Raw genomic sequence first — 26680 nt, forward strand, 5'->3', positions numbered from 1 at the left:
GGCCCTTCCCCCGTCAGCGTGCGCTGCTTTCCGTCTTCCCGACCCATCAACTCCGCCTCATTCTTGCCGTCAACGTCTGCGCGCCGCGCGGGCGCACATCCTGCTTCATCGAATCTCTGCGCATCGACCGTTACCCCGGCGGTGGACGGCCGCCGGAGTATGGGGATTCCGGCTCCACAGCATGCCGGAATGACGGACGGAATGCACTCAGTCCAGCGGCACGACCGCGGGCAGCCAGGGAATGCGCCGCGCCGCGTCCAGGTCCGCCCCGTCGTCGACGACGACGGCGCCCAGGTCCTCCAGCGGTTCACCACCGAGTTCGGCGAGCCCCGCGCCATCGGTGAACAGATGCGATACCCATTCGTCGGCCAGCACCTCGGCCAGCGCGCCGTGCGGCGGCACCGCGGTGACGACCACGGACGCACCGCTGGCGCCGGCGGCGAGCACCTCGACCACGGCGGCCAGCGCATCGGGGCGGCCGAATCGGAAGGTTCGCGACTCGAAGGTCAGCTCGGTGTGGCCGCTGATCCGGTTCACCAGTTCCGCGAGCTCGTCGTAGCTCAGTCCCCGGTCGGCGTGCACGAAGGCGAGGTCGCCGCCCTGCAGGGCACGGGTGCGGTTGGCGTAGGTGACCGGGCGGGGTGAGGCCGCCGCGATCTCCGCGACCAGGGTGGGGTCGGCCAGGACCAGCCAGTCCACGCCGTTGCCGGAGTTCTCGGCGCTCGCGGTGAGGCCGACCTTGACCACCAGGTCGGTGGGCAGCTCGGCGTCGGCGGCGGCGACCGGGACCACGGCCGCACCGGACTTGAGGACCGCCCAGGTGGCGACCACGGCGTCGACACCGCGGTCCAGGCGCAGCGCGACACCGGTGCCCGGACCGCAGCCGCGGCCGATGAGCACCCGCGCCAGCCGCGAGGAGCGGGCGTCGAGTTCGGCGTAGGACAGGGCGTCCTCGCCCCAGACCAGGGCCGGACCGTCCGGGTCGTCCTCCACGGCGGCGGTCAGCAGCAACGGCAGCTGGGTGCCGCGGGTGACCGCGGGCGCGGCGTCGGAGAGCCCGGCAGCCGCGCTGTGCGAACGCTGCTGTACGCCACCGAATTCGATGGCTCCCACGCGTTGGCGCGGATCGGCGGCCACGGCCGCCAGCACGCGCTGCAGGCGCTCACCGAAGGTGTGGATGGTGGCCTCGTCGAAGATGTCCGAGGCGTAGGTGAGCGCACCGGCCAGTTCGCCGACCGCACCGTCCTCCCACTGGCGTGGGTCGATGGTGACCTGGAGATCGAACTTGGCCGACACCGCGCCGGTGTCGAGGGCGCTGATGGACAGGCCCGGCAGTTCGAGGTCGGGGCGGTCGGTGTTCTGGAACGACAGCACCACCTGGAACAGCGGGTCCTGGGCGTTGGCCCGGTCGGGCGCGACCACCTCGACCACGCGCTCGAAGGGGATGTCGGCATTGCCGTAGGCGGCGAGGTCGGTCTCCCGCGCCTTGTCGACCAGATCGTCGAAGCTGGCCGCCGAGTCCACAGGGGTGCGCAACGCCAGCGTGTTGACGAACATGCCGACCACATCGTCGAGCACCCGCTCACCGCGACCCGCGATGGGCGTGCCGATGGTGACGTCGCCGCTGCCGGACAGCCGCGACAGCAGCACCGCCAGTGCGGCGTGCACCACCATGAACAGCGAGGCATTGTGCTCGCGGGCGATCCGCTGCAACCCCTCGTGCACCTCGGCGGGCACCGTGAAGGTGGTGGCGCCGCCCTGCAGCGTGCGCACCGCGGGTCGCGGCCGGTCCAGCGGCAGGTCGAGGGTACCGACCGCGCCGTCGAGCCGATCCCGCCAGAAAGCCAACTGCCCCGCGGCGACCGAGTTCTCGTCGTCGTCGGTGCCGATGACCTGGTGCTGCCAGAGCGCGAAGTCGGCGTACTGCACCGGAAGTGGCGACCACGCGGGCGGATTGCCCTGGCAGCGCGACACATACGCGGTCACGAGATCTCGGGCCAACGGCGGCAGCGACGCGCCGTCCGCGGTGATGTGGTGCACCACGACCACGAAGTAGTGCTCGGTTCCGGTGTCGCCGTCGGTGCACAGCAGCGCCCGGATGGGAACCTGTGCGGTGACGTCGAATCCGGCGGACAGCACCTCGCTCATGCGGTGCAGCGCATTGCCCAGCGGCTCCACGGCCAGTCCGCCCGGCAGCGCCTCCGCGACGGACACGATGTCCTGGTAGGCGATGCCGTCGGCGTCCACGGGATAGCGGGTGCGCAGCGATTCGTGCCGCTCCAGCACGTCCAGCACCGCCAGGCGCAGTGCCTCGATGTCGAGCGTGCCCGAAAGCCGCAGCGCCAGTGGGATGTTGTAGGCGGGCGAGTCCGGATCGAGCTGGTTGATCACCCACATGCGCTGCTGCGCCAGCGACAGCGGCACCCGCGCGGGACGCTCGGCGCGCACCAGCGGCGGGCGGTTCTCGGCGGTGCCGGTCACCACCCGGGCGGCCAGCGCGGCGACGCTGGACGCCTCGAACAGCTCCCGCACGGCGAGATTCGCGCCCAACGCCTCGTTGATGCGCGCCACCGCGCGGGTGGCCAGCAGCGAATTGCCGCCGAGGGCGAAGAAGTCGTCGTCCACGCCGACCTCGGTAGCGCCCAGCAGGGCGGCGAATTCGGCCGCCACCACGCGTTCCACCTCGGTGCGCGGGGCCCGGTACTCGACGGAGCCGCCGAATTCCGGTGCGGGCAGCGCCTTGCGGTCCAGCTTGCCGTTCGGGGTGAGCGGCAGTACGTCCAGGGCCATGATGGCGTCGGGAACCATGTAGGCGGTGAGGAATTCGCCCAGCGCGGCCTTGATCTCGGCCGGGTCGAGCGCGGTATCGCCTTCGGGCACCACATAGCCGACGAGCTGGTCGACGCCGTTGTCGTCGCGCACCAGCACCACGGTCTGGCTGATGCCCGGAACCCGCAGCAGCGCCGATTCGATCTCGCCGAGTTCGATGCGGAAACCGCGCAGCTGCACCTGCTGGTCGCTGCGGCCCGCGTACTCGAGGTTGGCCTCGCCGCCGAATCCGGCCCAGCGGCCGACGTCACCGGCGCGGTACATGCGCGAGCCGGGCGGGCCGTAGGGGTTGGCCACGAACCGTGCCGCGGTCAGGCCCGGACGCCCCAGGTAGCCGCGGGAGAGCTGCGCGCCGTCCACGTAGATCTCGCCCGCGACGCCGACCGGAGCCGGGTGCAGGCGCTGGTCGAGTACGCGCGCGCCCAGGCCGGGCAGGGCCCGGCCGATGATGCTGCTCGGCTGCTGCGCCAATTCCTCGTCCAGGGCCAGGAACGACACGTGCACCGTGGTCTCGGTGATGCCGTACATGTTCACCAGCGTCGGCGCGTCCGGCGCGTGCCGGTCGTACCAGCGTCGCAGCTGCCGCAGATCCAGTGCCTCACCGCCGAATACGACATAGCGCAGCGCGTAGTCGCCGATCTGCGCCGCGGCGGCGCGGTCGGCCTCGGCCAGCTGGTAGAACGCCGACGGCGTCTGGTTCAGCACCGTCACCCGCTCGCGAATCAGCAACTCGCGGAACTGTTCCGGCGATCGCGAGGTCAGGTGGTCGACCACCACCACCGCGCCGCCGTTGGCCAGCGCGCACCACAGCTCCCACACCGAGAAGTCGAAGGCGAAGGAGTGGAATAGCGTCCACACGTCGTTCTCGTCGAATTCGAAGTGCGCCTGGGTGTTCGCGAACAGCTCCACCACATTGCGGTGCGCCACGCCCACACCCTTGGGCACGCCGGTGGATCCGGAGGTGTAGATCACGTACGCCAGGTGATCGGCGCGCAGCGGGGCGCGCCGTTCGGCGTCGCTGACGGGCGCGTCGGAGAAGCTCGCCACCTCGTCGAGCAGCACCACCGGGAAGTCCCCGGCGGGCACCGACTCCCGCTCACCGGTCGTGGTCAACACGCAGGCGGGCTGGGAGTCGGCCAGCATGAATTCCAGCCGCTGCGCCGGGTAGGCGGTGTCTACGGGCAGGTAGCCCGCACCGGAGATGAGCACCGCCAGCAGCGCGACGGGCAGCTCCTCGGTGCGCGGAACGGCGACCGCCACCAGCGTTTCCGGCCCGGCGCCGTAGGCGATGAGCGCCCGTGCCACCACATTGGCGCGGCGCAACAGCTCGTCGAAGGTCAGCGTGGTGTCGCCGGAGCGGACGGCTGGGGCGTCGGGGCGACCGGCGGCCTGCGCGGTGATGAGGTCCACCAGGGTCACGTCCGGCACCGGCACGCCGGGCGTATTCCATTCGTGCAGGACGAGTTCGCGCTCCCCCGGCGCGTAGACGGCGATATCGCCGAGCACGGCGCGGGCGTCGGCGGCCACGGCCGCGAGAATGCGGCCGAGCCGGTCGGCGAAGTCCAGTACGGTCGCCGGGTCGAACAGATCGACGGCATAGGTGTAGGTCAGCGCCATGCCCTGGGTGTCGGTCCGCTCGGTGACATCCAGCTGGAGGTCGACCAGCGCGGTGCGCTCGCCGCGCCCGGTCTGCCCGGCGGTGAGCAGCACCTGGAACGGCGGATGCCCGGCGGCGGAACGGATCACGTCGAGCACATCGGCCAGCCGCTCGGAGCCGCCGCCCGCGCGGCCGAACACCTCGGCGTCGGCGCGGGTCACCGCCTCGAGCAGGTCGGCGAAGGCGAGGCCCGGGTCGATCTCGGTACGCAGCACGACCGCGGCCGAACCCGGGTGCACCGCACCGAGTTCCGGGGACACCGCGCCGACCGCGATCTCCCGGGTGCCGCCGGACAGCCGCGCCAGCAGCACCGCGAAGGCGGCGTGCACGACCGTGAACAGGGTCGAATCCGTCTGCCGCGCCAGCTCCGCCAGTGCGGCGGCGACGTCGGCGGAGATGTCGAAGCGCAGCTCCCCGCCGCGGCGCGTGGGCGTCGCCGGACGCGGCCGGTCGGCGGGCAGTTCCAGCTGGCCGGGCACCGCGCCCGCGCGCCACCAGTCCGCCCGCGCCGCGAGCGCGTCCTGCGGTGCGCCGACGAAGCGGCCGATGAGCATGCGCAGCAGGTCGGCCAGCGCCCGGGCCGCCGGATCGCCGACGGTGTCGCGGCGGTGCCAGATCTTGAAGCGCAGGCACGCACCGGATTCCACCACCACGGTCACCGGGTAGTGGGTGAAGGTCACCGACTTCACGCCCGCGACCTCGAGGCCGTCGATGGAGCCACCGGCGGCCTGCAGGCCCTCGGCGTCCACCGGATAGGACTCGTAGGCCACCAGCGAATCGAACGCCGCACCGGTACCGGCCGCGCTCTGGATCTCGGCCAGTCCCAGATAGTGGTGTTCGAGCAGGCCCGCCTGCTCGGACTGCACCGCGGTCAGCAGGTCCCGCACGGACTGCTCGGCGTCGAAGCGCACCCGCACCGGAATGGTGTTGACGAACAGGCCGATCATGTCGTCCACGCCGTCCAGCTGCGGCGGACGACCGGAGACGACCGCGCCGAAGACCACGTCCTCGCGATCGGTGAGCGTGGCCAGCAGCAGCGCCCAGGCGGCCTGCACGACCGTATTGACGGTCACCTCGGCATCGGCGGCGAAGGCGGTCACCGCCTGGGTCTCGGCCTCGGAGAACTCGAATTCGATTTCGCCGTAACCGATCTCCGCCTGTTCCGGGCGTTCCAGCACGGCGGAGACGGCGGTGGGCCGCGCACCGGCCAGGGTGTCGCGCCACTTGTCCAGGGTCGCCGCGCGATCCTGCCGCGCCAGCCACGCCAGGTAGTCGCGGTAGGGCCGCACCGGCGGCAGCGGCGACGAATCACCGTGCGTCGCATAGAGGACCAGCAGATCCTTCATGAGCAGCGGCAGCGACCAGCCGTCGAAGAGCAGATGGTGCGTGGTCAGCACGAAGTGGATGCGGCCGGTGCCGGTGCGGTACACCGTGAAGCGCATGAGCGGCGCGACGGCCGGATCGAAACGGGTGCGCTGGTCGTCCTCGAGCAGCGCCGGAATGTCCTCGTCGGCCACGTCCAGCAACCGCCACGGCACCTCGAGGGAGTCCACCACGACCTGCACCGGGATGCCGTCGGCGGCGGTCACGAAGGCCGCGCGCAGTCCGGCGTGGCGGTCCAGGATGGCCTGCGACGCCCGGTGCAGCCGTTCGAGATCGACCTGACCGGCCAGTTCCAGGGCGAACTGGGTGACGTAGTCGTCGGCCGCGCCCTGGGTGAGCTGGGTGTGGAAGAGCAGGCCCGCGCCCAGCGGCGACAGCGGCAGCACATCCGAGAGCCCCGGATACGCCGAGCGCCAGCCGTCGAGTTCGACCTGGGAGACCCGCACCAGCGGCACATCCGAGGGCGTCAGACCACCGGCGGCGGGGTCCTGCACGTGGCGGGCGACGGCGGTGAGCGCGCGCACCCAGTCCTCGGCCAGTTCCCGCACGGCCGCCTCGTCCAGAATCTCGGCGGCGTACTGCACCGACACCGACATGCGCGGGCCGTCCTCGCCATCGGTGACGATGGCGTTGAGGTCCACCACCATGCCCGCGGGCATGGTCGGATCCTGGTCGACGCTCAGCTCGCCCAGCGCGTCGGTGGGCAGCCACGCGGCGTCGGCCATGCCCTCGGGCACCTCGCTGGCGGAGACGCGGCCCAGGTAGTTGAAGCCGATCTGCGCCAGCCGCCCGTCCAGCTCCGCGGCGGATTCGGGGTCGAGGTAACGCAGCAGGCCGAAGCCGATGCCCTTGTCGGGCACGGCGATCAGCTGTTCCTTCACCGCCCGCAGCGCGGCGGCGGTGACCGAGCCGCCCTCGAGCGCGGCGGCGGTGTCGACGCCCGACAGGTCGAGCGCGACCGGGTAGACGGTGGTGAACCAGCCGACGGTGCGCGTGATGTCCGCGCCCGGCAGCACGCTCTCCTCGCGGCCGTGGCCCTCCAGGCGCACCCGGGTGACCGGGGATTCGATGCCGCGGCGGGCGCGCCAGCCGCGCACGGCCAGAGCGAGCGCGGCCAGCAGGCCGTCGTTCACGCCGCCGCGGTACAGCGCCGGAACCTCGGTGAGCAGGGCTTCGGTGATATCGGCGGGCACCTGCACGGAGAACCGCCGCACGGTGGCGAAAGTGTCCACGGCGGAATCGAGTTCGCGCGTGCCCAGCAGCGGGTCCGGGGTGGCGAGCACCTGCCGCCAGTACGGCAGCTCGGCCCGGCGTGCCTCCGAGCCGGCCACCTCCCGCAGCCCGTGCGCCCAGCGCCGGAAGGAGGTGCCCACGGCGGGCAGCGTCGGCCGCTGCTTGGCGGCGCGCTGCATCCAGGCCGCGACCAGATCGGAGATGAGGATGCGCCACGAGACGCCGTCGATGACGAAGTGGTGCGCGGCGATCAGCAGCACGTCCGCGGCGTCCGGGCGGTGCAGCCAGGTGCAGGCCAGCATGCGACCGGCCGCCGGGTCCAGCGCGTCCAGGGTGGCGTCCATGGCGGCACTGCCGATCCGGGCCAACTCCTCGCCGGTGGCTCCGGCCGGGACGTCACCCTCGGCGAGCAGCGAATCGGCCGATACGGCACCGGCTTCGGGCACCTCGAGCTGGAATCGCCCATCTCCCTGGACGAGTCGCGCCCGCAGGATGTCGTGGTGGGCCAGGACGTCGTCGAGGGTTTCGGTCAGGGACGCGCGGTCGATGCCCTCCGGCAGCGACAGCACCATGCTCTGCGAGAAACGGTTGTACACACCGTCTTCGAGGTAGTCGGCCAGCACCGGGGTCAACGCGATGGTGCCCACGCCGCCGCCGGGCAGCTCCTCCAGGGTGACCGGAGCACCGCCGTCGCCGACAACGGCGACCTTGGCGAGCGCGGCCACGGTGCGCTGTTCGAAGACGTCCTGCGGGGTGAACACGATGCCCGCCGCGCGGGCTCGCGACACCAGCTGGATGGACAGGATGGAATCGCCGCCGATGGCGAAGAACGAATCGTCCGCGCCGATCTCGTGCACGCGCAGCAGTTCCGCGAACAGCTCCGCGATCTTCTCCTCCACCGGGCCGGACGGGGCACGGGTGGTGGTGGTCTCGAATACCGGCTCCGGCAACGCGTCCCGGTCCAGCTTGCCGTTCGGGGTGAGCGGCAGGTGGTCGAGCACCACGATGGCCGAGGGCACCATGTGCGCGGGCAGGCCGCGTCCGACGTGCTCACTCAGCGCGGCCGGATCGGCGGCCCGGCCCGGCTTGGCCAGCACGTAGGCGACCAGCGCGGTCGCGCCCGAGGGCAGCGTCTTGCCCATGGTGACCGCGAAGTCGATGTCGGGATGCGTGGTCAGCGCATTGTCGATCTCGCCGAGTTCGATGCGCAGACCGCGGATCTTGACCTGGAAGTCGGAGCGGCCCAGGTACTCGATGACGCCGTCCTCGCGGCGGCGCACCAGATCGCCGGTGCGGTACAGCCGCGCTCCCGGATTCCCGGTGTCCGCGCCGAACGGACTGGCCACGAAGCGTTCCGCGGTCAGGCCCGGCCGGGCCAGATAGCCCTGCGCCAGTGCCGGACCCGACAGGTACAGCTCGCCGGTCACGCCCGCGGGCACCGGCCGCAGCCGGGTGTCCAGCACGAACGCGCCCACCCCGGCGATGGCCGGGCCGATGGTGATGGGCTCGCCGGGCGCCATGGCCGCGGTGCTGGTGGCCAGGATGGTGGCCTCGGTGGGGCCGTAGCCGTTGTAGAAGGAGCGGCCCTCGACCGCCCAGCGCGCGACCAGCTCGGGACCGAACTTGTCACCGGCCACCACCACAACCCGCAACTCGTCGAGTCCGGTCGGGTCGACCGACTCCAGCGCGGCCGGGGTGATGAGCATGTGCGAAACACGTTCGCGGCGCAGCAGTTCGGCGAGATCGTCACCGCCGAAGACGCGGGGCGGGGACACCACCAGCGTCGCGCCGGAGGAGAAGGTGAGCAGCAGCTCCAGCACCGACACGTCGAAGTTCGGGGAGCACACGTGCAGCACGCGCGAATCCCCGGTCACCGCATAGTGTTCGCGCTCGGCGGCCACCAGGCCCGCGAGACCGGTGTGGGTGACCACCACGCCCTTGGGGCGGCCGGTGGAACCCGAGGTGTAGATGACGTAGGCCGGATGCTGCTCGGTGAGCGGGCGCACCCGGTCGGCGTAGGAGATGGGGTGCGCCGGATGGGCGTCGATGCGCTCCGCGCGCACCGGATCGTCCAGCTCCACCCAGTACACGGTGGTGCCCAGGGCCGCGCGATGCGCGGAGGTGGTCAAACCCAGCACCGCGCCGGAATCGGTCAGCAGGTATTCGATGCGTTCGGGCGGGTAGCTCGGATCGACGGGCACGTACGCCGCGCCGGTCTTGGCGACCGCCCACACCGACAGCACCGACTCGATGGACCGGGCGATGCCGATGGCCACCACGTCGCCGGGCCCGACACCGCGCGCGATGAGTTCGCGGGCCAGCTTGGAGGAGGCTTCGTCCAACTCACGGTAGGTGAGTTCACGGGTGTCGGCCGGAGCTCCGGTCGGATTGAACCGGATGGCCACCGCGTCGGCGGCGGACTCGACCGCGGCCGTCAGCAGTTGGGCGAACAGCGGGCTGCCCGACCGGCGGCGACGGCTACCACGTGCGGAACGGCGGACAGTATCCATTCGAGCTAGTTCACCTCTCGCAATTCATCAGGTCCGCGCGACCGAATAGCGAATCCGGCCCGCGCCCACGGGCGTCGATCCGGTGTCGTCGCCTGGGCCTGCGGTCCGAGCAATCCTATATGGGGGAAGCGATGCGGCCGAGACCGCCCGAGCTCCCTATACCCATCGGTACGAGGGGGCGCAGGTGTTGCACGGTTCCGTCAACGCAGTGACATACACCACAGAGAGCGGCGGTCAGAGCCAGCCGCGCCGGGTGGCCTGCACGCCCGCCTGGAAGCGGGTGCTGGCTCCGAGCCGTTCCAGCAGGCTCGCGGTCCGCCGCACCACGGTGCGGCGGGACAGGCCCAGTCGTCGCGCGATGGTGTCGTCGGTGGCCCCCAGGCTCATGAGGGTGAGGATGGCGCGATCACGCTCGTCCAGGGACTCCTGCGGGTTCACCGAGATGGGCGTGGACATGGCCCACAGCACGTCGAAGGTCTTCACCAGCAGGTCCAGCGTCGGGGAGACGCTGATGCGCAGGCCCATCGGGTCGCCGCGGCGCTCGTCGGTGTGCAGCACCAGGATGGCGCGCCGGTCGTCGGCGACGATCAGCTTCATCGGCGGATCGGGCAGCGTGCGCGCCTGCGCCCCGGCGGCATTGGTGGCCAGCACGTGCCGCAGCCGTTCCGGATCCTGGTAGATGGTGTCCTGGTACAGGGTTCGGTAGCCGATGCCCTGGGCCAGCCGCGCGGTCTTGAGTTCGAAGAGCCGCTCCTCGGTCTCCACGTCGGAGAGGTAGGGGCCGCGCTCGATCGTCTTCACCTGGGTGTGCGCGGTGTGCTGCAGATCCTCGAAGTCGGCCAGCAGCTGCCGTCTTTCGTACACCGCGACGATCGCGCCGTTGGTGTCGGTGGCACGGCGCACCGAGCGGAAGGTCTCGCCCAGCCGCGCGGCGGCGGCCTGCATACGTTGCGTGTCGTGATGGCGGCGACGCGATTCGGCCTCCGAAAGAGCTTCCGGCGCATGGGCGTCCCAGCGGACGCTGCCGTCGTGGTCGACGATGCGTACCGCCGCCTGAATGTGGCAGAGGGCTTCCAGCGCTGCCTCGGTCACGCGGGGCGGGGCGCCCAGTCGTGCCGCGACTTCGGTCAGTGTGGACCGCGGGTGCTGGACCAGCGCGGCGTACGCGCGGCCCGGCAGCGTGGTCGGGTCGAATAGTTCATCCAAGGTCGTCACCGCACCCACCGGGACGCGTCGGTCCGGAAACCGTCCCGGCACGGGCGCCTGACGATCTACAGGCCCGGGCCCCACTGCTGCTGCATGACGACGCCCTTGCTGGCCAACCACGGCAGCGGATCCATCTTGTTACCCGCGGCATCCCAGATCTCCAGGTGCAGGTGCGGGCCGGTGGACTGACCGCGATTGCCGACGGTGGCGATGACGTCGCCCGCGTTCACACGCTGGCCCTCGTGCACCAGCATGTCGTTGACGTGGCCGTAGACGGCGGTGGTGCCGTCGTCCTGCAGGATGCGCACCCACAGGCCGAAGCCCGAGGCCGGACCAGCCTCGACGACGGTTCCACCCATGACGGATTTGATCGGTGCGCCCAACGCGTCGGCGAAGTCGACGCCGTAGTGCATGGCGCCCCATCGGCTGCCGAAACCGGAGCTGATCTGACCGGCCACCGGCGCGACGGCCGGGGCGGGGGCGAACTGCTGCTGCAGGCTCTTGAGGGTCTGCTCGGCCTGGGCCAGCGGGGCGGCGATCTCGGGCGGCAGGTTGGTCAGGCCGAAGGGGGCGGCCTGGCCCGCGATGGGGGCGGCCTGCGCGTTGGGCACCGCGGGGGCCGCCGGAGCGGGGGCCTCGGCCTCGGTGGCCTGTTCGAGGGTCTGGGTGGCGAGGCTCAGATCGGTGTCCTCGGCGGCACGCTTCTCGGCATTGTTGCCGGACAGCGGCGCGGCGTTGGCCAGCGCGGGCACCAGCTGGCTGGCGCTGCCGATGAGGGCGCCCGCGGCGACCGCGGCGCCGGCGGCGACCTTCACCCGGTCGGCCGTGCTGGGCTCGGCGCGATGCCGACGGTTGGCCCGAACGCCGCCCGCGTTCTCGCCCAGCAAATCCATAACTGATACGGAGTTCGAGTTCTCTCGGTGCTGAGCCAAAGCTTTGTCCTAGCGTTCGGGTGGTGATGCTTCCGGTAACGATTCGGCATCGCTGTGACGGAAACTGTACTCCGTCGTGACCATTCCGCAACCTTGCTTGGCCGAAATTTGGGTACTCAGTCCTATCCCCTCCGCGGAAACCAACTGGACGAATGCCTTCTACCTGCGGTTTCCGCACCGCCCCCGAACATGCGACAAACCGGACGACACGCATCGAGGGGACACCCGGCGCTGTTACATACCGCCCGAGCCGTGACCTCGACGTCACCCGGAGCACACTGGGCGCATGCTTCTGGACGAGCTGCGCACCCCGATCGTGTCGGCCCCCATGGCGGGCGGACCCTCCACACCCGAACTCGCCGCCGCGGTGTCGAACGCGGGCGGACTCGGCTTCCTGGCCGCGGGCTACCTCTCCGCCGCCGACACCGCCGCGCGTATCGCGCGCACCCGGGAGCTCACCGCCGCACCGTTCGGCATGAATCTCTTCGTCCCCGCCGCACCCACGCCCACCGCCGACTACACCCGGTATCTCGAGGAACTGCGCCGTGACTTCCCGGTCGGCGAGCCGCGCTACGACACCGACGACTGGGCCGCCAAACTCGACCTGCTGACCGACGCGCCGGTGCCCGTGGTGTCGTGCACCTTCGGCTGCCCCTCGCCCGCCGATTTCGCCCGGCTGCGGGCGGCCGGATCCGAGGTGTGGGTGACCGTCACCTCGGTGGCCGAGGCCCGGCTGGCGGTGGCGGCGGGCGCGGACGCGCTCATCGCACAGGGCAGTGAGGCGGGCGGACACCGCGGCTCGTTCGCGGACCGACCCGAGGACGACGCCACCGACCCGCTCGGCCTGCTCGCCCTGCTGCAACTGCTCACCGCGGCGGTGGAGGTGCCGATCATCGCGGCGGGCGGCATCGCGACCGGCGCGGCCGTCGCCGCCGCGCTCACCGCGGGTGCGTCCGCCGCCCAACTGGGCACCGCCTTCCTGCGCTGCCCGGAGGCCGGCACCCCGGCCCTGCTCCGCGACGCCCTCCCCCTCGACACCCCCACCATGCTCACCCGCGCCTTCACCGGCCGCCGAGCCCGCGGCCTGCGCAACCGCTTCCTGCTCGACCACCCCGACGCCCCCGCCGCCTACCCCGAGATCCACTACGCCACCGGCCCCCTGCGCGCCGCCGCACGAGCCGAGGCAAACCCCGACGCGGTCAACCTCTGGGCCGGCCAGAGCCACACCCTGACCACCACACAACCGGCCGGCGACCTGGTGCGACAGTTGTCCGAAGAGGCGAAAACCGCTCTGCGAAGCACACTTTCACGACGGTTCGAATGAAATTGACAATCTTTGTCATTTAGAATCGGCTGGCACCTTCCGCCATCCCAAGGAGAGCGCCATGTCACTCGAGGTACCCACCGCACTGCTGGAACGCGCCGAGCGCGGTGAGGTCAGCGACGCCGACTTCGTCGCATGCGTGCGCGATTCGCTGCCCTACGCCTACGCGGTCGTCGAGCGGGTGGCCGCGGAGCTGCGTTCCGGCACGGCCGAATACGCCGACAACACCATTGCCCCACCCGACGAGACCGCGCGCGGCCAACTGCTGCGCGCCATGGCCTCCGATGCCATCCGCGGCGGTCTGGAGCGCCACTTCGGCGTGAAGCTCGCCTTCCAGAACTGCCACCGGGTAGCGGCCTTCCCGCTCTCGGCGGTGGGCGGCGACACCTACGGCACCTTCGTCTCCACCCGCTCCCAGCTGCTCAACCAGAGCCCGGAACTGCGCAACTGCTGATGTTCACCACGGATTCGGCGTGCGGGACGGCAGTGTCCCGCACGCCGAATCCCATGGTGAACACACGCACTCGGTGGTGACCCCCCTTCGGACACCACCGGCCCATCGAGATTCCTGTCCGGCCCCCACCTGCGTCAAGTTCGAGCCGACACACATTTCGTGCGCTGTGCGCCTGCTCACTGTCGATTCGGCCACGACATCAGCGGCCGCCGCGTGCCCCCGACGATGGTGCGCGGGGTGAGCAAGAAGATCTCGTAGTCGCACCACGGGTGGATCGATTGCAGCGACCGCATGCGCCAGTGGGTCTCCCGGCCCTGCGGGTCCACCATGACCACCTGGTCGTCGTCGAAGAGTTCCGGCTCCATGGGGGTGTTCCAGAAGTGCTCCGCCTTCGGGTGCGCCATGGTGGCCGCGCGGATGGCGGCGAGTTCGTCCTCGGGGACGATGCCGGCGGCCATCTCCTTGTGGAAGTAGATGAGGCGGTGCAGGACCGTATCGGTATTGGTCACGATCTGCTGTGCCCGTGGGTCGCTGGCGAACTGCACCATCACATTGAGCGGCCGATCGCCGGTCGCCAGCGCGGGGTCGAGGAAGGGGCACATCTCGATGCCGACCCGGTTGCCCGCCAGGATGTCGTATTGCGGAACTCGGTGCAGCCAGGCCGGGTAGGGCAGTGAATTGATGAAGTCGAGATCATCGTCGGTGATGTTCTCCGGCGACCCGATGGCGACGGGCACCAGTTCGCCCATCACGATCGAAATCACCTTGCGTCGCTTCTCGTAGGTCAGTTCGAGCGCATCACACCAGTCGCGTATCGCCTGCACCGTCGGATTGCGCTCACCGTTCTCATGCTTCTGATACGCGGATTTGGACATGTACAGCCGATCAGCCACCTGTTGCTGCGTCAATCCCAGCAGTATCCGCTGCCGCTGCATGTACGCGCCGATCGTCGGACGGGTCGCGGCACCGGACGGGGATTCGGGCGAAATCGATCGCATTGTTCCTCCTCTTCTCCGCCCGAATCCTCGCATCGGCACGAGGACGGAAGCTGAGCAGCGGTGCGGACCCCAACCGGCCCCATGAGAACCGCGTGGGTGAGACGACCGTCGTCTCACCCACGCGGGCCGGTGGAACTACTTGGGCGGGGCGGGGGTCATCGGGTTCTTGCAGGCGGGGAGTTCGGGCGGGCAGGGGGACAGGATGGTGCTGAAGTATTGGAAGGCGGAGAAGAGGGCGAGGGGGCCGCCCACCGTGACCAGGCCGACCATGCCGCCGACGGCGCCGAGGGTGGCGGCGCCCATGACGCAGCCGGCGATGGCGGCGCCGACGAAGGGCAGCAGCAGGGCGATGACCGGGCTGGCGATGGTCGCGCCGGCCGCGCCGCCGACCAGGCAGCCGATGCCGCCGCCGACCACCGCGCCGATGATGGCGCTGATGGCGCTGCCGATGGTGAGGCGTTGCGCCAGGGTGCCCAGCGCCGCCTGGTCGCGGGGGGTGAGCGATTCCGCGACGGGCGCGGCGACCTGGTCGGCGGTGACGATCTCGCTGGTGGCGATATCGGCCACCGGGGTGCCGCCGTCACGCTGCGGCGTCAGCACCGCGGTGCCGCCGTCGATGCGCGCCGTGATCGGGTACGCGGTGTCGTTCATGCGATAGGTGAGCGGGACTGCCGCCACCGGGGTGCCGTCGGCGGCGGTCAGCACCAGTTGGTCGCCGACGGTCCGCAGTGCACCGTCGCTGGTGGTGAGGACGGCGGCATCGCCTTGGCGGCCGACCTCGTAGTGCACCTCGGTCTGGGTGGGTGTGGGCGCGGGTGCGGCATTGCCGGTGCCCGCGGCGATCCCGAGGGAGACGGTGGCGAGTGCGGCGGTGACGACGGTCTTACGGAACTTCATGGTGATCCTCGTTGATCCGGTTGGGAACTGAATGGGTCGTAGGGACAGGGCTATTCACTGGTGTCGATGACGGAGCCGACGGCGGTCCAGTGGTCGTTCTCGAAACGCTGGATCTGCACGCCCTCCATGGGGAAGGCGTCGTCGGGTCCGGTGGTGAGGGTGATGCCGGGCAGCAGGGTGTCGATCTGCACGCCGGACAGCGACCTGGCCGCGGCGCTGAGTCCTTCGCGGGTGGGGCATTTCGCGGAGGCGAAGGTCTTGGCGAAGCTGTCCGCGGCGGCCCAGCCGATCAGGGTGTAGGTGTTGGTCGGGTCCGCGCCCGGGGCGTAGGTGGCCAGCTTCTCCCGGTAGAGCGTGATGGCCGGATCGTCGGCCCACCGCGGATCGGCCGGATCCTTGGTGAAGGCACCGGACACCACGCCCTGCACGTTCTCCAGCCCGACCGGCTTCAGCACGCTGAGCGAGTTGGCCACCATGGACAGGATGTGCAGCGGGTTCCAATCCGGGTTGCGAGCGTCCCCGGCCAGGGCTTGGGAGGCGAACTTGGGTGTCGAGAAGTTGAGCAGCACATCGGCTTTCGAGTTGGCCAGGTTGCGCAGCTGCGGATCGACGGTGGGATCGGTGACCTCGTAGCTCTGTTCGGCCACCACCCGCACCCCGCTGCCGTCGATGGCCTCGATGAAGTTGTCGCGCAGGTCTTTTCCGAAGTCGTCGTTCTGGTACAGCACGGCGACGGTGGCGTCGGGCTTCTCCTGCCGCACGAACTCGGCGAAGGCGCGCCCCTCGGCCCGGTAGCTGGGCTGCCAGCCGATGGTCCACGGATGTTCGGTGTCCGCACCCCATTTGGTGGCACCGCCCGCGACGAAGATCTGCGGTACCTCGCGCTGGTTCAGGTAGTCCCAGACGGCCGAGGAGGTGGGGGTGCCGAGGGTCTGGAAGATGGCGAACACCTGATCCTGTTCGACCAGGCGGCGCACCTCCTCCACGGTCTTGGGCGGCTGGTAGCCGTCGTCGCGCACCTGGTATTCGACGGTGCGGCCGTCGATTCCGCCGTGTTCGGCATTGAGGTAGTCGAAGTAGGCCCGCACCCCCTTGGGGATCTCCCCGTAGGCCGATGCCGGACCGGAGAGCGGGTAGACCCCGCCCAGTTCGATACTCGAGTCGGTGATGCCGACCGTCTGTTGCCCCTTGCAGTCGCCCTGGGCGACGGTGCCGTCACCCTCGCCGCGACCACCGCAGGCGGTCGCCGCGAGCAGCACGGCCGCCGCGGCTCCGATGACGCGAATGGCCTTAGTGCGCATTGGTTTTCCCTTTCCGAACGAGATTTCCGATCCACTGCGCCGCGCGGCCGGCGAGCCCGGCCAATCCGGTCGGCGCGAGGTACATGACCGCGACGAGCAGCAGTCCGAAGACCACGCCGGGCGCGGCCTGATTGACGTCCTGGGCGAGGCTGGGGACGTACATGACGAACAGTCCACCCAGCAGCGGCCCCCACAGCGAACCCAGTCCGCCGACGACCAGTCCGGCCAGCAGCGTGATGGACAGTCCGGTCGCGAAGGAGTCGGGTGAGACGAAGGCGATCACCCAGGTGTAGACGCAGCCCGCGATCCCGGCGAACATGGCGCTCCAGGCGAAGGCGAGGGTCTTGTAGTGCGCGGGGCGCACACCCATCACCTCCGCGGCGGTCTCGTGATCCCGAATGGCGTTGAGCGCCCGCCCGACTCGCGAGCGCACCACCCCGGCGACGAACAGGAAGCTCACCGCCGCGACCATGAGGGACAGCAGGTACAGCCACTGGTCCTCGGCCAGCCCGGTCCACGCGGGCGCTTCCGGTTTCGCCACGGTGAGTCCCATGGAACCGCCGGTCAGCGTTTCGAAGCGTTTGAGCAGCGGCACCAGGAAGATGGCGATGGCCAGCGTGACCAGGGCCAGATAGAGCCCGCGCAGGCGCAGCGCGGGCACGCCGAGCGCGTAGCCGAGCACGAAGGTCAGCGCGGCGGCCACCGGCAGGGTCGCGAGATGCGGTGCGTCCCAGCGGTCCAGCAGCACGGCGGTGGTGTACGCGCCGATCGCCAGGAACGCGCCGTGGCCGAGCGAGATCTGCCCGGTCTGCCCCACCAGCAGGTTCAGGCCGAGCAGGGCGATGGCGTACACCAGCGCCATGGACAGCTGGAAGGTGTGGAAGGGCGCGAGCTGGAACGGCGCGTAGCAGGCCACGCCGAGCAGTACCAGCGCCGCCACCAGGTTCCGGTGGCGCACCGGCCAAGCGGGAACGGAGCGTCCCTGCGTACCGGAAGGCGTTGCGGCCGTTCCCTTCTCCGTTAGGACCGTGGTCTCGTCACTCATACCCGCTCCACCACCGCTCGCCCGAACAGCCCCTGCGGTCGCAGCAGCAGGACGCCGAGGATGATCACCAGCGGCACGCCGATCTTGAGTTCGGTGCCGATGACGTCCACGTAAGCGCCGGTGAGGGTTTCGGTGACGCCGACGATGAGGCCACCGGCCACCGCACCGCCCGGACTGTCGAAGCCACCCAGGGTGGCGGCGGCGAAGGCGTAGATGAGAACCCCTCCCATCATGTTGGGTTCGAGAAAGAGCACGGGCGCGGACAGCACCCCGGAGACCGCGCCGACCAGGGCGGACAACCCCCAGCCGAGGGCGAGAACGACGCCGACCCGGATACCGGACAGCCGCGCCGAGGCGGGATTGCTCGCCACCGCCCGCATGGCCAGACCGATCTTGGTGTAGCGGAAGAGCAGGTAGATGAGCGCCATGACCAGCGCCACCACCACGATCACGCCGAGGCTGCCGTACCCCGCGGTCACTCCCCCGGCACGTAACGCACCGTCCGGGAAGGGATTCGGGAAGGACTTCACCTGATACGACCAGATCCACCCGGCGGCGGCGTTGACGAAGAAGTAGAGGCCGACGGTGACAATCACGAGGGTGAGTTCGGGCGCGCCCTCGACGGGCCGGATCACCACCCGCTCGATGAGCATGCCGCCCAGGAACGAGACGACCAGCGTGGCGATGAGCGCCTGCCAGAACGGCATTCCCATCTCGGTGAACTGCCAGGCCAGGAAGGCGGAGAACATGGCTAGCTCGCCCTGGGCGAAGTTGACGATGCCGGTGAACCGGTAGATGAGGACCATGGCCAGCGCCAGACCGGCGTAGATCGCACCGGCGCTGAGCCCTTCGATGATCTGTTGCAGCAGTCCGGACACGATCACACCCGGTATCCCAGGTAGGACCGCGCGACCTGGTCGTCGGCGCGGATGGCGGCGGCGGTGCCGGACAGCACGATTCGCCCGGCCTCGATCACATGCGCGTGCTGAGCGATCTCCAGCGCCAGGTGCGCGTTCTGTTCGACGACTATCACGGTGGTGCGCTCCTCGGCATTGATGGTGTGCACGATCTGGAAGAGCTCCTGGGTGACCAGGGGCGAGAGTCCGAGAGAGGGTTCGTCGAGCAGCAGCAGCCGGGGCCGCAGCATGAGCGCGCGGCCGATGGCCAGCATCTGCTGCTGGCCGCCGGACAGACCGCCCGCGGGTTCGGCCAACTTGTCCCGCAGCACCGGGAAGAAGTCGAAGACGCGGGCCAGGTCGCTGTCCACCCGGGTGCGGTCGCGTCGGGTGTAGGCCCCGACCCGCAGGTTCTCCTCGACGGTCAGCGCCGTGAAGGTGCCCCGACCCTCGGGAACGTGAGCGACACCCAGTCGCGCCACGGATTCCGTTGCGCGCCCGGTGATCTCGGTACCGTCGAGCCGAATCTCGCCGCTCACCTTCACCATTCCGCACAGTGCCCGCAGCAGGGTGGTCTTACCCGCGCCGTTGGGCCCGAGCACCACGCACACCTCGCCGCGGCGGACCGCGAAGTCGACCCCGTGCAGCACGCGTGCCCCGCCGTATCCGGCGTGCAGGTCGTCGACGGTGAGGAACGGCCCCTCGGGTGCCGCCACCGACCGCCCGGCGGCGCTCGTCCGCCCCCCGCTCATGCGGCGCTGCCCAGGTAGGCGGCGATCACGGCCGGATTCCGCTGCACGGCTTCGGGTTCGCCGTCGGCGATGACGCGGCCGAATTCCAGGCAGACGACGTGCTCGCAGGTGCCCATGACGAAGCCCATGTGGTGTTCGACCACGATCACGGTCAGCCCGAGGTCGCGTTGCAGGGCGCGCAGCCGTTCGGCGAACTCGTCGACCTCGCCGTGGCTGAGACCGTTGACGGGTTCGTCGAGCAGCAGCAGTCGGGGTCGCACCGCCAACGCTCGGGCCAGTTCGATGCGCTTGAGCGTGCCGAAGGGCAGACCCGCGGCGGGCCGATCGGCCACCTCGGTCAGTTCCAACCGCTCCAGCAGTTCGTCGATCTCCGCGCGCAGCCGTGCCTCCTCGCGGCGCACCCGCGGCAGCCGCAGCCCCGCGGCCAGGAATCCGGCGCGGGCGCGGTGGTGTGCGCCGACGAGCACGTTGTCCCGGACGGACATGCGAGTGAAGAGACCGAGGTTCTGGAAGGTCCGGGCGATGCCGAGGTCGGCGAGCGCGTAGGGCGGCCGCTCCAGCAGTGACGCGCCCTCGTAGACGATCGATCCGGCATCCGGGGTGTACCGCCGGGTGAGGCAGTTGAACAGGGTCGTCTTGCCCGCGCCGTTAGGCCCGATGAGACCGACCATGCCGCCGGCGGCGACCCGGAAGCCGACGTCGGACAGCGCGGTGATCCCGCCGAAGCGGAGCGTGAGTTGGGAGATTTCGAGCATGCGTCCTCCGGCCCACCGCGCGGCGGCGGGCTGTCGTCGGTATCGAGCGCGTACCGCGCCCGCCACCGGAGGGATAGAACTCGCTCAGCGTAAATTCGCAGTTCAGGGGGCACACTGGACGCGGAGGACCAACTTCGCGGACGGCATTTGTCCCCCGTGGACATGGTCTGCGTCACATTCCCGGCGTTGACACGCCGGGGCGACACGTGGATTAATCCCGTCCCATGTCCGCTGGATCACAATCGATCGGGGCCGTGCATTACTCCGAGAGCGTGCTGGCCGCCCGCACGCGCATCGTGACCCGGCTGTTCGACCACGTGCACGACATGGCCGATATCGGTGTCGCCGCCATCATGGGCCGGATTCCCGCCTATGCCGCCCGCGACGAGACCTTTCACGCCGATGTGCACGATCAGCTCGCCCAGCTGTGCCGGATCGGACTGGGCGCGCTGCTGGAGAATCGGAAGGTGACACCCGGCGATATCGCCTACACGCGGCGGGCGGCGGCGCGGCGGGCGCGGTCGGGGCTCGCGCTGGTCGACTACATCAACGCCTTCCGGCTGGGTCAGCAGGCACTGTGGAAATCCCTTATGGACTACGCGGGCGACTCCGAGGACGACCGCGAGGCCGCGCTGTCGATGGTGGTGCCGCTGAACCGGTACTGCGATCTGATCAGCACCCAGGCGGCCAACGCCTATCTGGAATTCCAGCGCTACCAGTCCGAGAACGGCCACGAGAGCCGGGAACTGCTGGAGGCGCTGCTGAGCGGCGCACTGCCGGAGCGGGGTCCGCAGCTGTCGCTGGCGCACGGTTTCGGCATCGGTGTCGACGCCGCCGCACCGCTGGTGGTGGTCACCGCGGCGATACTGGATCCGCACGACGCCGATTCGGACGCCACGCAGCTCACCGCGTCGGCACTGGCCCGGGTGGGGGTCAATGGCCTGCGCACCCTGTCCGGGTCCTACCGCAACGAGGTGGTGGCGATTCCGGCGCTCGGCCGCGGCAGCACCGACGAGCTGTGCGAGCGGCTGCGTACGGCCCACGACAAACTGCGGACGGCCGGGATCCGGCTCGCCGTCGGCGTGAGCCCGGTGATCACCCGGATCGCGGATCTGCCACGGGCACATCAGGAGTCGCGCTCGGCACTGGAGCTGCTCCCGGAGGACGGCGGCGTCATGGCGCTACCGCATCTGACACCGTTCCGCTACCTCGTGCTGCGTGCCGACGACACCGCTCGGCATCTGGTCGACCCGCGCATCGCGACGCTGCTGGCCGAGGACCGCTCGCGGGGCGGGGTGCTGGCGGCGACGATCCGTGCCTTCGCCGCCGCCGATATGAATCTGCGCGAGGCGGCGGAAGCACTCTGCATCCACCCGAATACGGCGAAGTACCGGCTGGGGCGGATTCAGGAGCTGACCGGGCGGAACACGCGCGGTGTCGGGGATCTGATCGACCTGCTGGTGGCGATCGAACTCCAGGACCCGCTGCGACGTGACGAGGTCCCGCGCTAGTCGCACCGTACCGTCCCCGACCGAGTACCCGTGTCGCGACGCTGCGAGCGTGAGGCCCGCCCGGCGTCCACAGCGCACCCGCCCGGCCGGCCGCTCAGTCGCTAGGTCCCGGGAAGACCTCGTCGGCGATCCGCAGCACCGCGCGCAGCGCCGGAGACGCGTTGTCCTCGCGCCAGGCGAGCGCGGCCTCGATGGGCGGCCGCTCGCCGCGCAATTCCTTGTAGACCATGCCGGGACTGCGGATGTGCCGCACCGACGACACCGTCAGGGTGACGCCCACCCCCGCCGCCACCAGGTCCAGCAGGGTGTAGGTGTCGCCGGCCTCCTGCACGATGCGCGGCGCGAATCCGGCCTGGAAGGCCGCCGCGACAATGTGTTCGCGCACGGTCGAACCGCGTGCACCGGGCAGGCTGACGAACGGGTCGTCGGCCAGATCCGCCACCTCGATATCGGGCGCGTCGGCCAGCCGATGATCGATCGGCAGCACCGCGACCAGACGTTCGTACTTGTAGACGCGGGTGCGCACGCCCGCTCTCCGCACCGGCATGCGCACGAAACCCAGGTCGATCTCGCGGTCGGCGATGGCGGCCACCGTCGCGCCCGCGTAATAGCCGCTCTCCAAACGCAACTCGATCCCCGGGTGCGCGGCACGCACCGCACGGGTGAGCGCCGGTATCTCCTCGCGGCTGCTGGGTCCGGTGAAGGCGATCGACACCCGGCCCACCTCGCCGCGTCCACCGGCACGGGCCGCGAACCGGGCGGCCTCCAGTTCGTCGAGCACGCGACGGGCATAGGGCAGGAAGGCGGTACCCGCCGCGGTCAGCCGCACCGAGCGGGTGTTGCGCTCGAAGAGCGGGACGCCGAGTTCGCGTTCCAGGGCTCGGATCTGCTGGCTCAGTGGCGGCTGTGCCATATGCAATCGTTCGGCCGCCCGGCCGAAATGCAGTTCCTCCGCCACCGCGAGGAAGCCCGCGACATGACGGAACTCCACCACGGCCTCCACTAGGTAAATCTTCGTCTTACTGATTGAGTGATTCGGTATTGGAACTTACATGGTGTCGCCTGTCAGGCTGGAGCCGCGCGGCCGCCGCCGCCCATGCCGCCCTGCTTGTCAGGAGGCGGTGGCCGCGTTCGCCCTCGATCCGCTCACCTGCCGACATCCGGGAGCATTCTTGTCCTACGCGGTCATCTGCGAACCACTCCGCACGCCGGTCGGCCGATTCGGCGGCGTCTTCACCGACGTCGCGCCGCAAGCCCTCGCCGCCACCGTGATCGGAGAACTGTTGCGCCGCACCGGCATCGACCCGAGTGCCGTGGACGATGTGATTCTCGGGCAGGCCGGGCCCACCGGTGAGGCTCCGGCCATCGGCCGGGTGGCCGCCCTGGACGCCGGGCTCGGCGTCGAAGTGCCGGGCGTGCAGGTGGACCGCCGGTGCGGTTCGGGTCTACAGGCCGTGCTCCAGGCGTGTATGCAGGTGAGCAGCGGCGGCAGCGATCTGGTGGTGGCGGGCGGGGTGGAGTCGATGAGTTCGGCCGAGTTCTACGCCACCGGAATGCGCTGGGGCGTCACCGGATCGGGCGTCACCCTCGCGGACCGCCTGGCCCGCGCGCGCATCACGGCGGGCGGCAGGGATTTCCCGGTGCCCGGCGGCATGATCGAGACCGCCGAGAACCTGCGTGCCGAATTCGGCATCGGCCGCGAGGAGCAGGACGCGCTCGCGGTGCGCTCGCACCGGCTGGCGGTGGCGGCGCAGGCGGCCGGCCGGTTCGCGGCCGAACTGGTACCGGTCACCGTGCCCGACCGCGGTGCCGGACCGGTCACGGTCGATCGTGACGAACACCCGCGCGCCGACACCAGCCTCGAGAAGTTGGCGCGACTGCGCCCCATCCGGCTCGGCGTCGACCCGAAAGCCACGGTGACCGCCGGGAATTCCAGCGGTCAGAACGACGGTGCGGCGGCCTGTGTGGTCACCACGCCCGCGCGGGCCGCGCAGCTCGGCCTGCGCCCCATCGCCCGCCTGGTGTCCTGGGGCGCGTCCGGGGTGGATCCGCGCACCATGGGTCTGGGTCCGGTGCCCGCCACCGATCGGGCGCTGGCGCGCGCCGGGCTCGCCCTCGCCGATATGGACGTCATCGAACTCAACGAAGCCTTTGCCGCACAGGTGCTCTCGGTGCTGCGGCTGTGGGGGCTGAGCGCCGACGACGAGCGGATCAACCCGAACGGCTCCGGCATCTCGCTCGGACACCCGGTGGGTGCGACCGGAGCCCGCATGGTCGCCACCCTGCTGCGCGAGCTGGACCGCCGTGGCGGCCGCTACGGTCTGGCCACCCTCTGCATCGGCGGCGGGCAGGGCTTGGCCGCCGTCTTCGAACGATGGACAGACCCCGCATGAACGAGACGCTGTCACCGGCGGTGAGATCAGAGTTCGCGCAGCCGCTTCTTCAGCACCTTGCCGGTCGGATTGCGGGGCAGTTCGTCGAGGAAGACGACGTCGCGGGGGACCTTGTAGCGGGCCAGGTTCCGCTTCACGAAGGCTTTGGTGTCCTCCTCGGTGAGGGTGGCGTCGGGCTGCCGGACCACGAAGGCGCGCAGGCGGGCGCCGAACCGCTCGTCGTCGACGCCGATGACCGCGGCCTCCCGGATCTCCGGATGCGTGTGCAGCAGCTCCTCCACTTCGGCCGGGAAGACGTTCTCGCCGCCGGAGACGATCATGTCGTCGTCGCGGCCGTCGATGAAAAGCCTTCCAGCGGCGTCGAAGTGGCCGACGTCGCCGGAGGACATCAGGCCACGCACGCGTTCCTTGTCGCCGCCGCCGGTATAGCCCTCGAACTGCACCGAATTGCCGACGAAAATGCGGCCGGTGGTGCCGGTGGGTACCCGACGGCCCCGGTCGTCCAGGATCTCCACCCGCGCGCCGAGCACGGGTCTGCCCACGCAGCCGGGTTCGACGGCCAGATCGTCCGGGGTGGCGATGGTGGCGTAGGCGACCTCGGTGGAACCGTAGACGTTGTAGACCACCGGCCCGAACAGGCCGGTCAGGTCGCGGGCCAGCTGCGCGCCGAGTTGGGAGCCGCCCACGAAGATGATGCGCAGTGCGGTGAGATCCCGGCCGACCAGCGCGCGGCCGCCGAGGTCGACGATGCGGGCGAGCATGACCGGCACCGCGATCACGGTGGTGACCCGGTGTCGCTCCATGCTCTCGATGGTGGTCTGCGGGTCGAAGCGGCGGCGGATCACCAGGGTGGAGCCGAAGCCGAGACCCAGCATGGCGCAGGCGAATCCGAGGGTGTGGAAGATGGGGGCGCAGCACTCGGTGACCTCGCCCGCGCGGAACGGCACCTTCGACAGCAGCGCGCCGAGGGCGGCCAGGGACTTCGGTTCCGCGCGCGGCGCGCCCTTGGGGGTGCCGGTGGTGCCGGAGGTCAGCAGGATCAGCTTGGGCATGGCCCCGGGCGCGGGCGGCGGCGACGGGTCGCCCTCGGCGATGAGCGCTTCCAGGCAGTCCGGACGGGTCTTCTCGGTCCAGGCGCGCCAGGTGCCGTGCCGCGGTGCGACATCGGCAAGCATCTCCCCGTACTCCTCGTCGTAGACGAGCAGGTCGGTGCCCTCCCGGGTCGCGACGTCCCGGATCTGCGGCCCCGCGAAGTCGGTGTTCAGCAGGATGATTCGAGCACCGCACTTGGCCGCGGCGAACACCGCGTCCAGCAGGCCGCGGTGATTGCGCGCCAGGATGGCCACGCCCTCACCGCCGCGCAATCCCCGGGCCCGCCAAGCATTGGCCAACCGGTTGGACCGCTCCTCCAACTCGGCGAAGGTCAGCGACCCGAGTTCGTCGATGACCGCCGTCCGGTTGCCGTACCGGGCCGCCGACAGCGTCAGTCCCGCCGCTATGGTGCCGTACCGCAGCATGGCGGTGGCCGCCGCCACCATGGTCGCGGGCGATTCGACGCTCACCACGCCGGTACGCAGCACCAGCCGCGCCGATTCGACCTCCGTGTACGCACGATTCCCCACCGCTTTGAGCAACCCGACCGTCACCCGGTCCTCCTCGTCCCGCCCATCCACGTGCTGGCATCCGCCCGCAACCCCACCGTACGGCGGCCGTCGGCGGAACGGAACGACCACATCCGCCATACCGGACCCGCGCGCCGGAGCTGAGCCGGTCGATCGGCGATTTCGGGCGTGAGCGGCAGTGAACCTTGCCCAGCGAGGTTTTCACCAGCCCACTCCCTGAGAGTCGGTCGGTGGTCCAGGCGCACTCGCACCTATTCTGTGCGGTGTGAGTGAGGAGGCCGCGGGGCCGCTGCCGCGCGGACGGCATCGGCTCAGTCGCGAAGAGGTGACGAGTTCGCAGTACCGCAGGCTGTGTACCGCGGTACTGGAGTCGGTGGGCGAGGTCGGCTATGCGGCGACCACCGTGGCCGATATCGTCGGCCGGGCCAAGGTGGCGCGGCGGACCTTCTACACCATGTTCGGCGGTAAGGACGAATGTTTCGCCGCCGCATACGATCTGGCGGTGCAGGCGGCGCTGGACGGGCTGCGTGACACGGTCACCGGTATGGAGGGTGTGCGCTTCGCCGACCGGGTGCGGATCTCCTTCGAGATCTACCTGGCCTTCCTGGCGAGCCAGCCGGGTGCGGCGCGGGCACTCTACGTGGAAACCCTCGCGGCGGGACCGGCGTTGGTCGCTCACCGCGCCCGCGTGCATCGCATGTTCGCCGACTACATCATGGCGGTGGCGCGGATCGGCGTCCGCGAGGGCGATCTGCCCGCCGACCCGGATCCCGAGGCCATCGACATGCTGCTCGGCGGGATCGACGACCGGGTCCGCAACTGTCTGCACGAGCGTGGCGCGACCGCGCTGCCGCTGCTGGCGCCGCTGTTCACCCGCACCGCCATCGCCCTGGCCAACCCGCTGCCCGAGTGAGCCCTGTCACCCGCCACAAACCGTCACCCGCTCCCGCCCGGCCGCTTTGTCGGTTGGCACAGCGTGAGT

At 70.4% G+C, this 26680-nt stretch carries 17 protein-coding genes; 5 read left to right on the top strand and 12 right to left on the bottom strand.

Annotated elements, in window-relative coordinates; translation table 11 throughout:
- Positions 1–207 precede the first annotated feature (207 nt).
- The 3 genes from FOH10_RS27165 to FOH10_RS27175 form a co-directional block, all read right to left on the bottom strand.
- Positions 208–9612 (bottom strand): non-ribosomal peptide synthetase, encoded by a 9405-nt coding sequence (locus FOH10_RS27165; protein ID WP_143982835.1) that lies wholly within the window; start codon positions 9610–9612, stop codon positions 208–210.
- A 234-nt stretch (positions 9613–9846) separates the two neighbouring features.
- Positions 9847–10827: a helix-turn-helix domain-containing protein gene (locus FOH10_RS27170; RefSeq protein ID WP_029931019.1), complete on the bottom strand. Its 981-nt coding sequence runs from the start codon at positions 10825–10827 to the stop codon at positions 9847–9849.
- Positions 10828–10883: 56 nt separating this feature from the next.
- Positions 10884–11711, bottom strand: coding sequence for a M23 family metallopeptidase (locus tag FOH10_RS27175; protein WP_143982836.1), 828 nt, complete (start codon positions 11709–11711; stop codon positions 10884–10886).
- 325 nt (positions 11712–12036) lie between these two features.
- On the opposite strand from FOH10_RS27175, the gene FOH10_RS27180 reads away from it, so the two are divergent.
- The gene (locus tag FOH10_RS27180) at positions 12037–13074 is read left to right on the top strand and encodes an NAD(P)H-dependent flavin oxidoreductase (RefSeq protein ID WP_143982837.1); all 1038 of its coding nucleotides are present in this window, start codon (positions 12037–12039) and stop codon (positions 13072–13074) included.
- A gap of 61 nt (positions 13075–13135) precedes the next feature.
- Positions 13136–13528: an SCO5389 family protein gene (locus FOH10_RS27185; RefSeq protein WP_143982838.1), complete on the top strand. Its 393-nt coding sequence runs from the start codon at positions 13136–13138 to the stop codon at positions 13526–13528.
- A gap of 176 nt (positions 13529–13704) precedes the next feature.
- Here FOH10_RS27185 and FOH10_RS27190 read toward each other — a convergent pair whose 3' ends face one another.
- The 7 genes from FOH10_RS27190 to FOH10_RS27220 all read right to left on the bottom strand — a co-directional run bounded on the left by FOH10_RS27190 (position 13705) and on the right by FOH10_RS27220 (position 20172).
- Positions 13705–14526, bottom strand: coding sequence for a helix-turn-helix domain-containing protein (locus FOH10_RS27190; RefSeq protein ID WP_186000603.1), 822 nt, complete (start codon positions 14524–14526; stop codon positions 13705–13707).
- A 135-nt stretch (positions 14527–14661) separates the two neighbouring features.
- Positions 14662–15423: a DUF8020 domain-containing protein gene (locus tag FOH10_RS27195; RefSeq protein ID WP_143982840.1), complete on the bottom strand. Its 762-nt coding sequence runs from the start codon at positions 15421–15423 to the stop codon at positions 14662–14664.
- Positions 15424–15473: 50 nt separating this feature from the next.
- Positions 15474–16724 (bottom strand): ABC transporter substrate-binding protein, encoded by a 1251-nt coding sequence (locus FOH10_RS27200; protein ID WP_143982841.1) that lies wholly within the window; start codon positions 16722–16724, stop codon positions 15474–15476.
- Complete coding sequence (locus FOH10_RS27205) at positions 16714–17769, bottom strand: branched-chain amino acid ABC transporter permease (protein WP_143982842.1); 1056 nt, start codon at positions 17767–17769, stop codon at positions 16714–16716. Before FOH10_RS27205 ends, FOH10_RS27200 begins: the two co-directional genes overlap by 11 nt.
- Positions 17766–18653: a branched-chain amino acid ABC transporter permease gene (locus tag FOH10_RS27210; protein ID WP_244961393.1), complete on the bottom strand. Its 888-nt coding sequence runs from the start codon at positions 18651–18653 to the stop codon at positions 17766–17768. Before FOH10_RS27210 ends, FOH10_RS27205 begins: the two co-directional genes overlap by 4 nt.
- The gene (locus FOH10_RS27215) at positions 18650–19417 is read right to left on the bottom strand and encodes an ABC transporter ATP-binding protein (RefSeq protein ID WP_143982843.1); all 768 of its coding nucleotides are present in this window, start codon (positions 19415–19417) and stop codon (positions 18650–18652) included. Before FOH10_RS27215 ends, FOH10_RS27210 begins: the two co-directional genes overlap by 4 nt.
- Positions 19414–20172 carry an ABC transporter ATP-binding protein gene (locus FOH10_RS27220; protein ID WP_143982844.1) on the bottom strand — a complete coding sequence of 253 codons (759 nt, stop codon included), beginning with the start codon at positions 20170–20172 and terminating at the stop codon, positions 19414–19416. The genes FOH10_RS27215 and FOH10_RS27220 overlap by 4 nt, the downstream gene beginning before the upstream one ends.
- Positions 20173–20426: 254 nt before the next feature.
- Between FOH10_RS27220 and FOH10_RS27225 the strand changes: the two genes are divergently transcribed.
- Positions 20427–21683 carry a PucR family transcriptional regulator gene (locus FOH10_RS27225; protein ID WP_244961394.1) on the top strand — a complete coding sequence of 419 codons (1257 nt, stop codon included), beginning with the start codon at positions 20427–20429 and terminating at the stop codon, positions 21681–21683.
- 94 nt (positions 21684–21777) lie between these two features.
- On the opposite strand, the gene FOH10_RS27230 is transcribed toward FOH10_RS27225, so the two are convergent.
- Complete coding sequence (locus FOH10_RS27230; RefSeq protein WP_039817389.1) at positions 21778–22674, bottom strand: LysR family transcriptional regulator; 897 nt, start codon at positions 22672–22674, stop codon at positions 21778–21780.
- A gap of 181 nt (positions 22675–22855) precedes the next feature.
- On the opposite strand from FOH10_RS27230, the gene FOH10_RS27235 reads away from it, so the two are divergent.
- A complete protein-coding gene (locus FOH10_RS27235) occupies positions 22856–24076 on the top strand; it encodes an acetyl-CoA C-acetyltransferase (RefSeq protein ID WP_143984337.1) in 1221 nt (406 codons plus the stop codon).
- A gap of 26 nt (positions 24077–24102) precedes the next feature.
- Here the strand turns inward: FOH10_RS27235 and FOH10_RS27240 are convergent, their stop codons facing one another.
- On the bottom strand, positions 24103–25749 hold the full coding sequence (locus tag FOH10_RS27240) for an acyl-CoA synthetase (protein ID WP_244961395.1): 1647 nt from the start codon (positions 25747–25749) through the stop codon (positions 24103–24105).
- A gap of 214 nt (positions 25750–25963) precedes the next feature.
- Between FOH10_RS27240 and FOH10_RS27245 the strand changes: the two genes are divergently transcribed.
- Positions 25964–26611, top strand: coding sequence for a TetR/AcrR family transcriptional regulator (locus FOH10_RS27245; protein WP_039817343.1), 648 nt, complete (start codon positions 25964–25966; stop codon positions 26609–26611).
- Positions 26612–26680 lie beyond the last annotated feature (69 nt).

Source organism: Nocardia otitidiscaviarum (assembly GCF_007362295.1).
Classification (GTDB): Bacteria; Actinomycetota; Actinomycetes; order Mycobacteriales; family Mycobacteriaceae; genus Nocardia; species Nocardia otitidiscaviarum.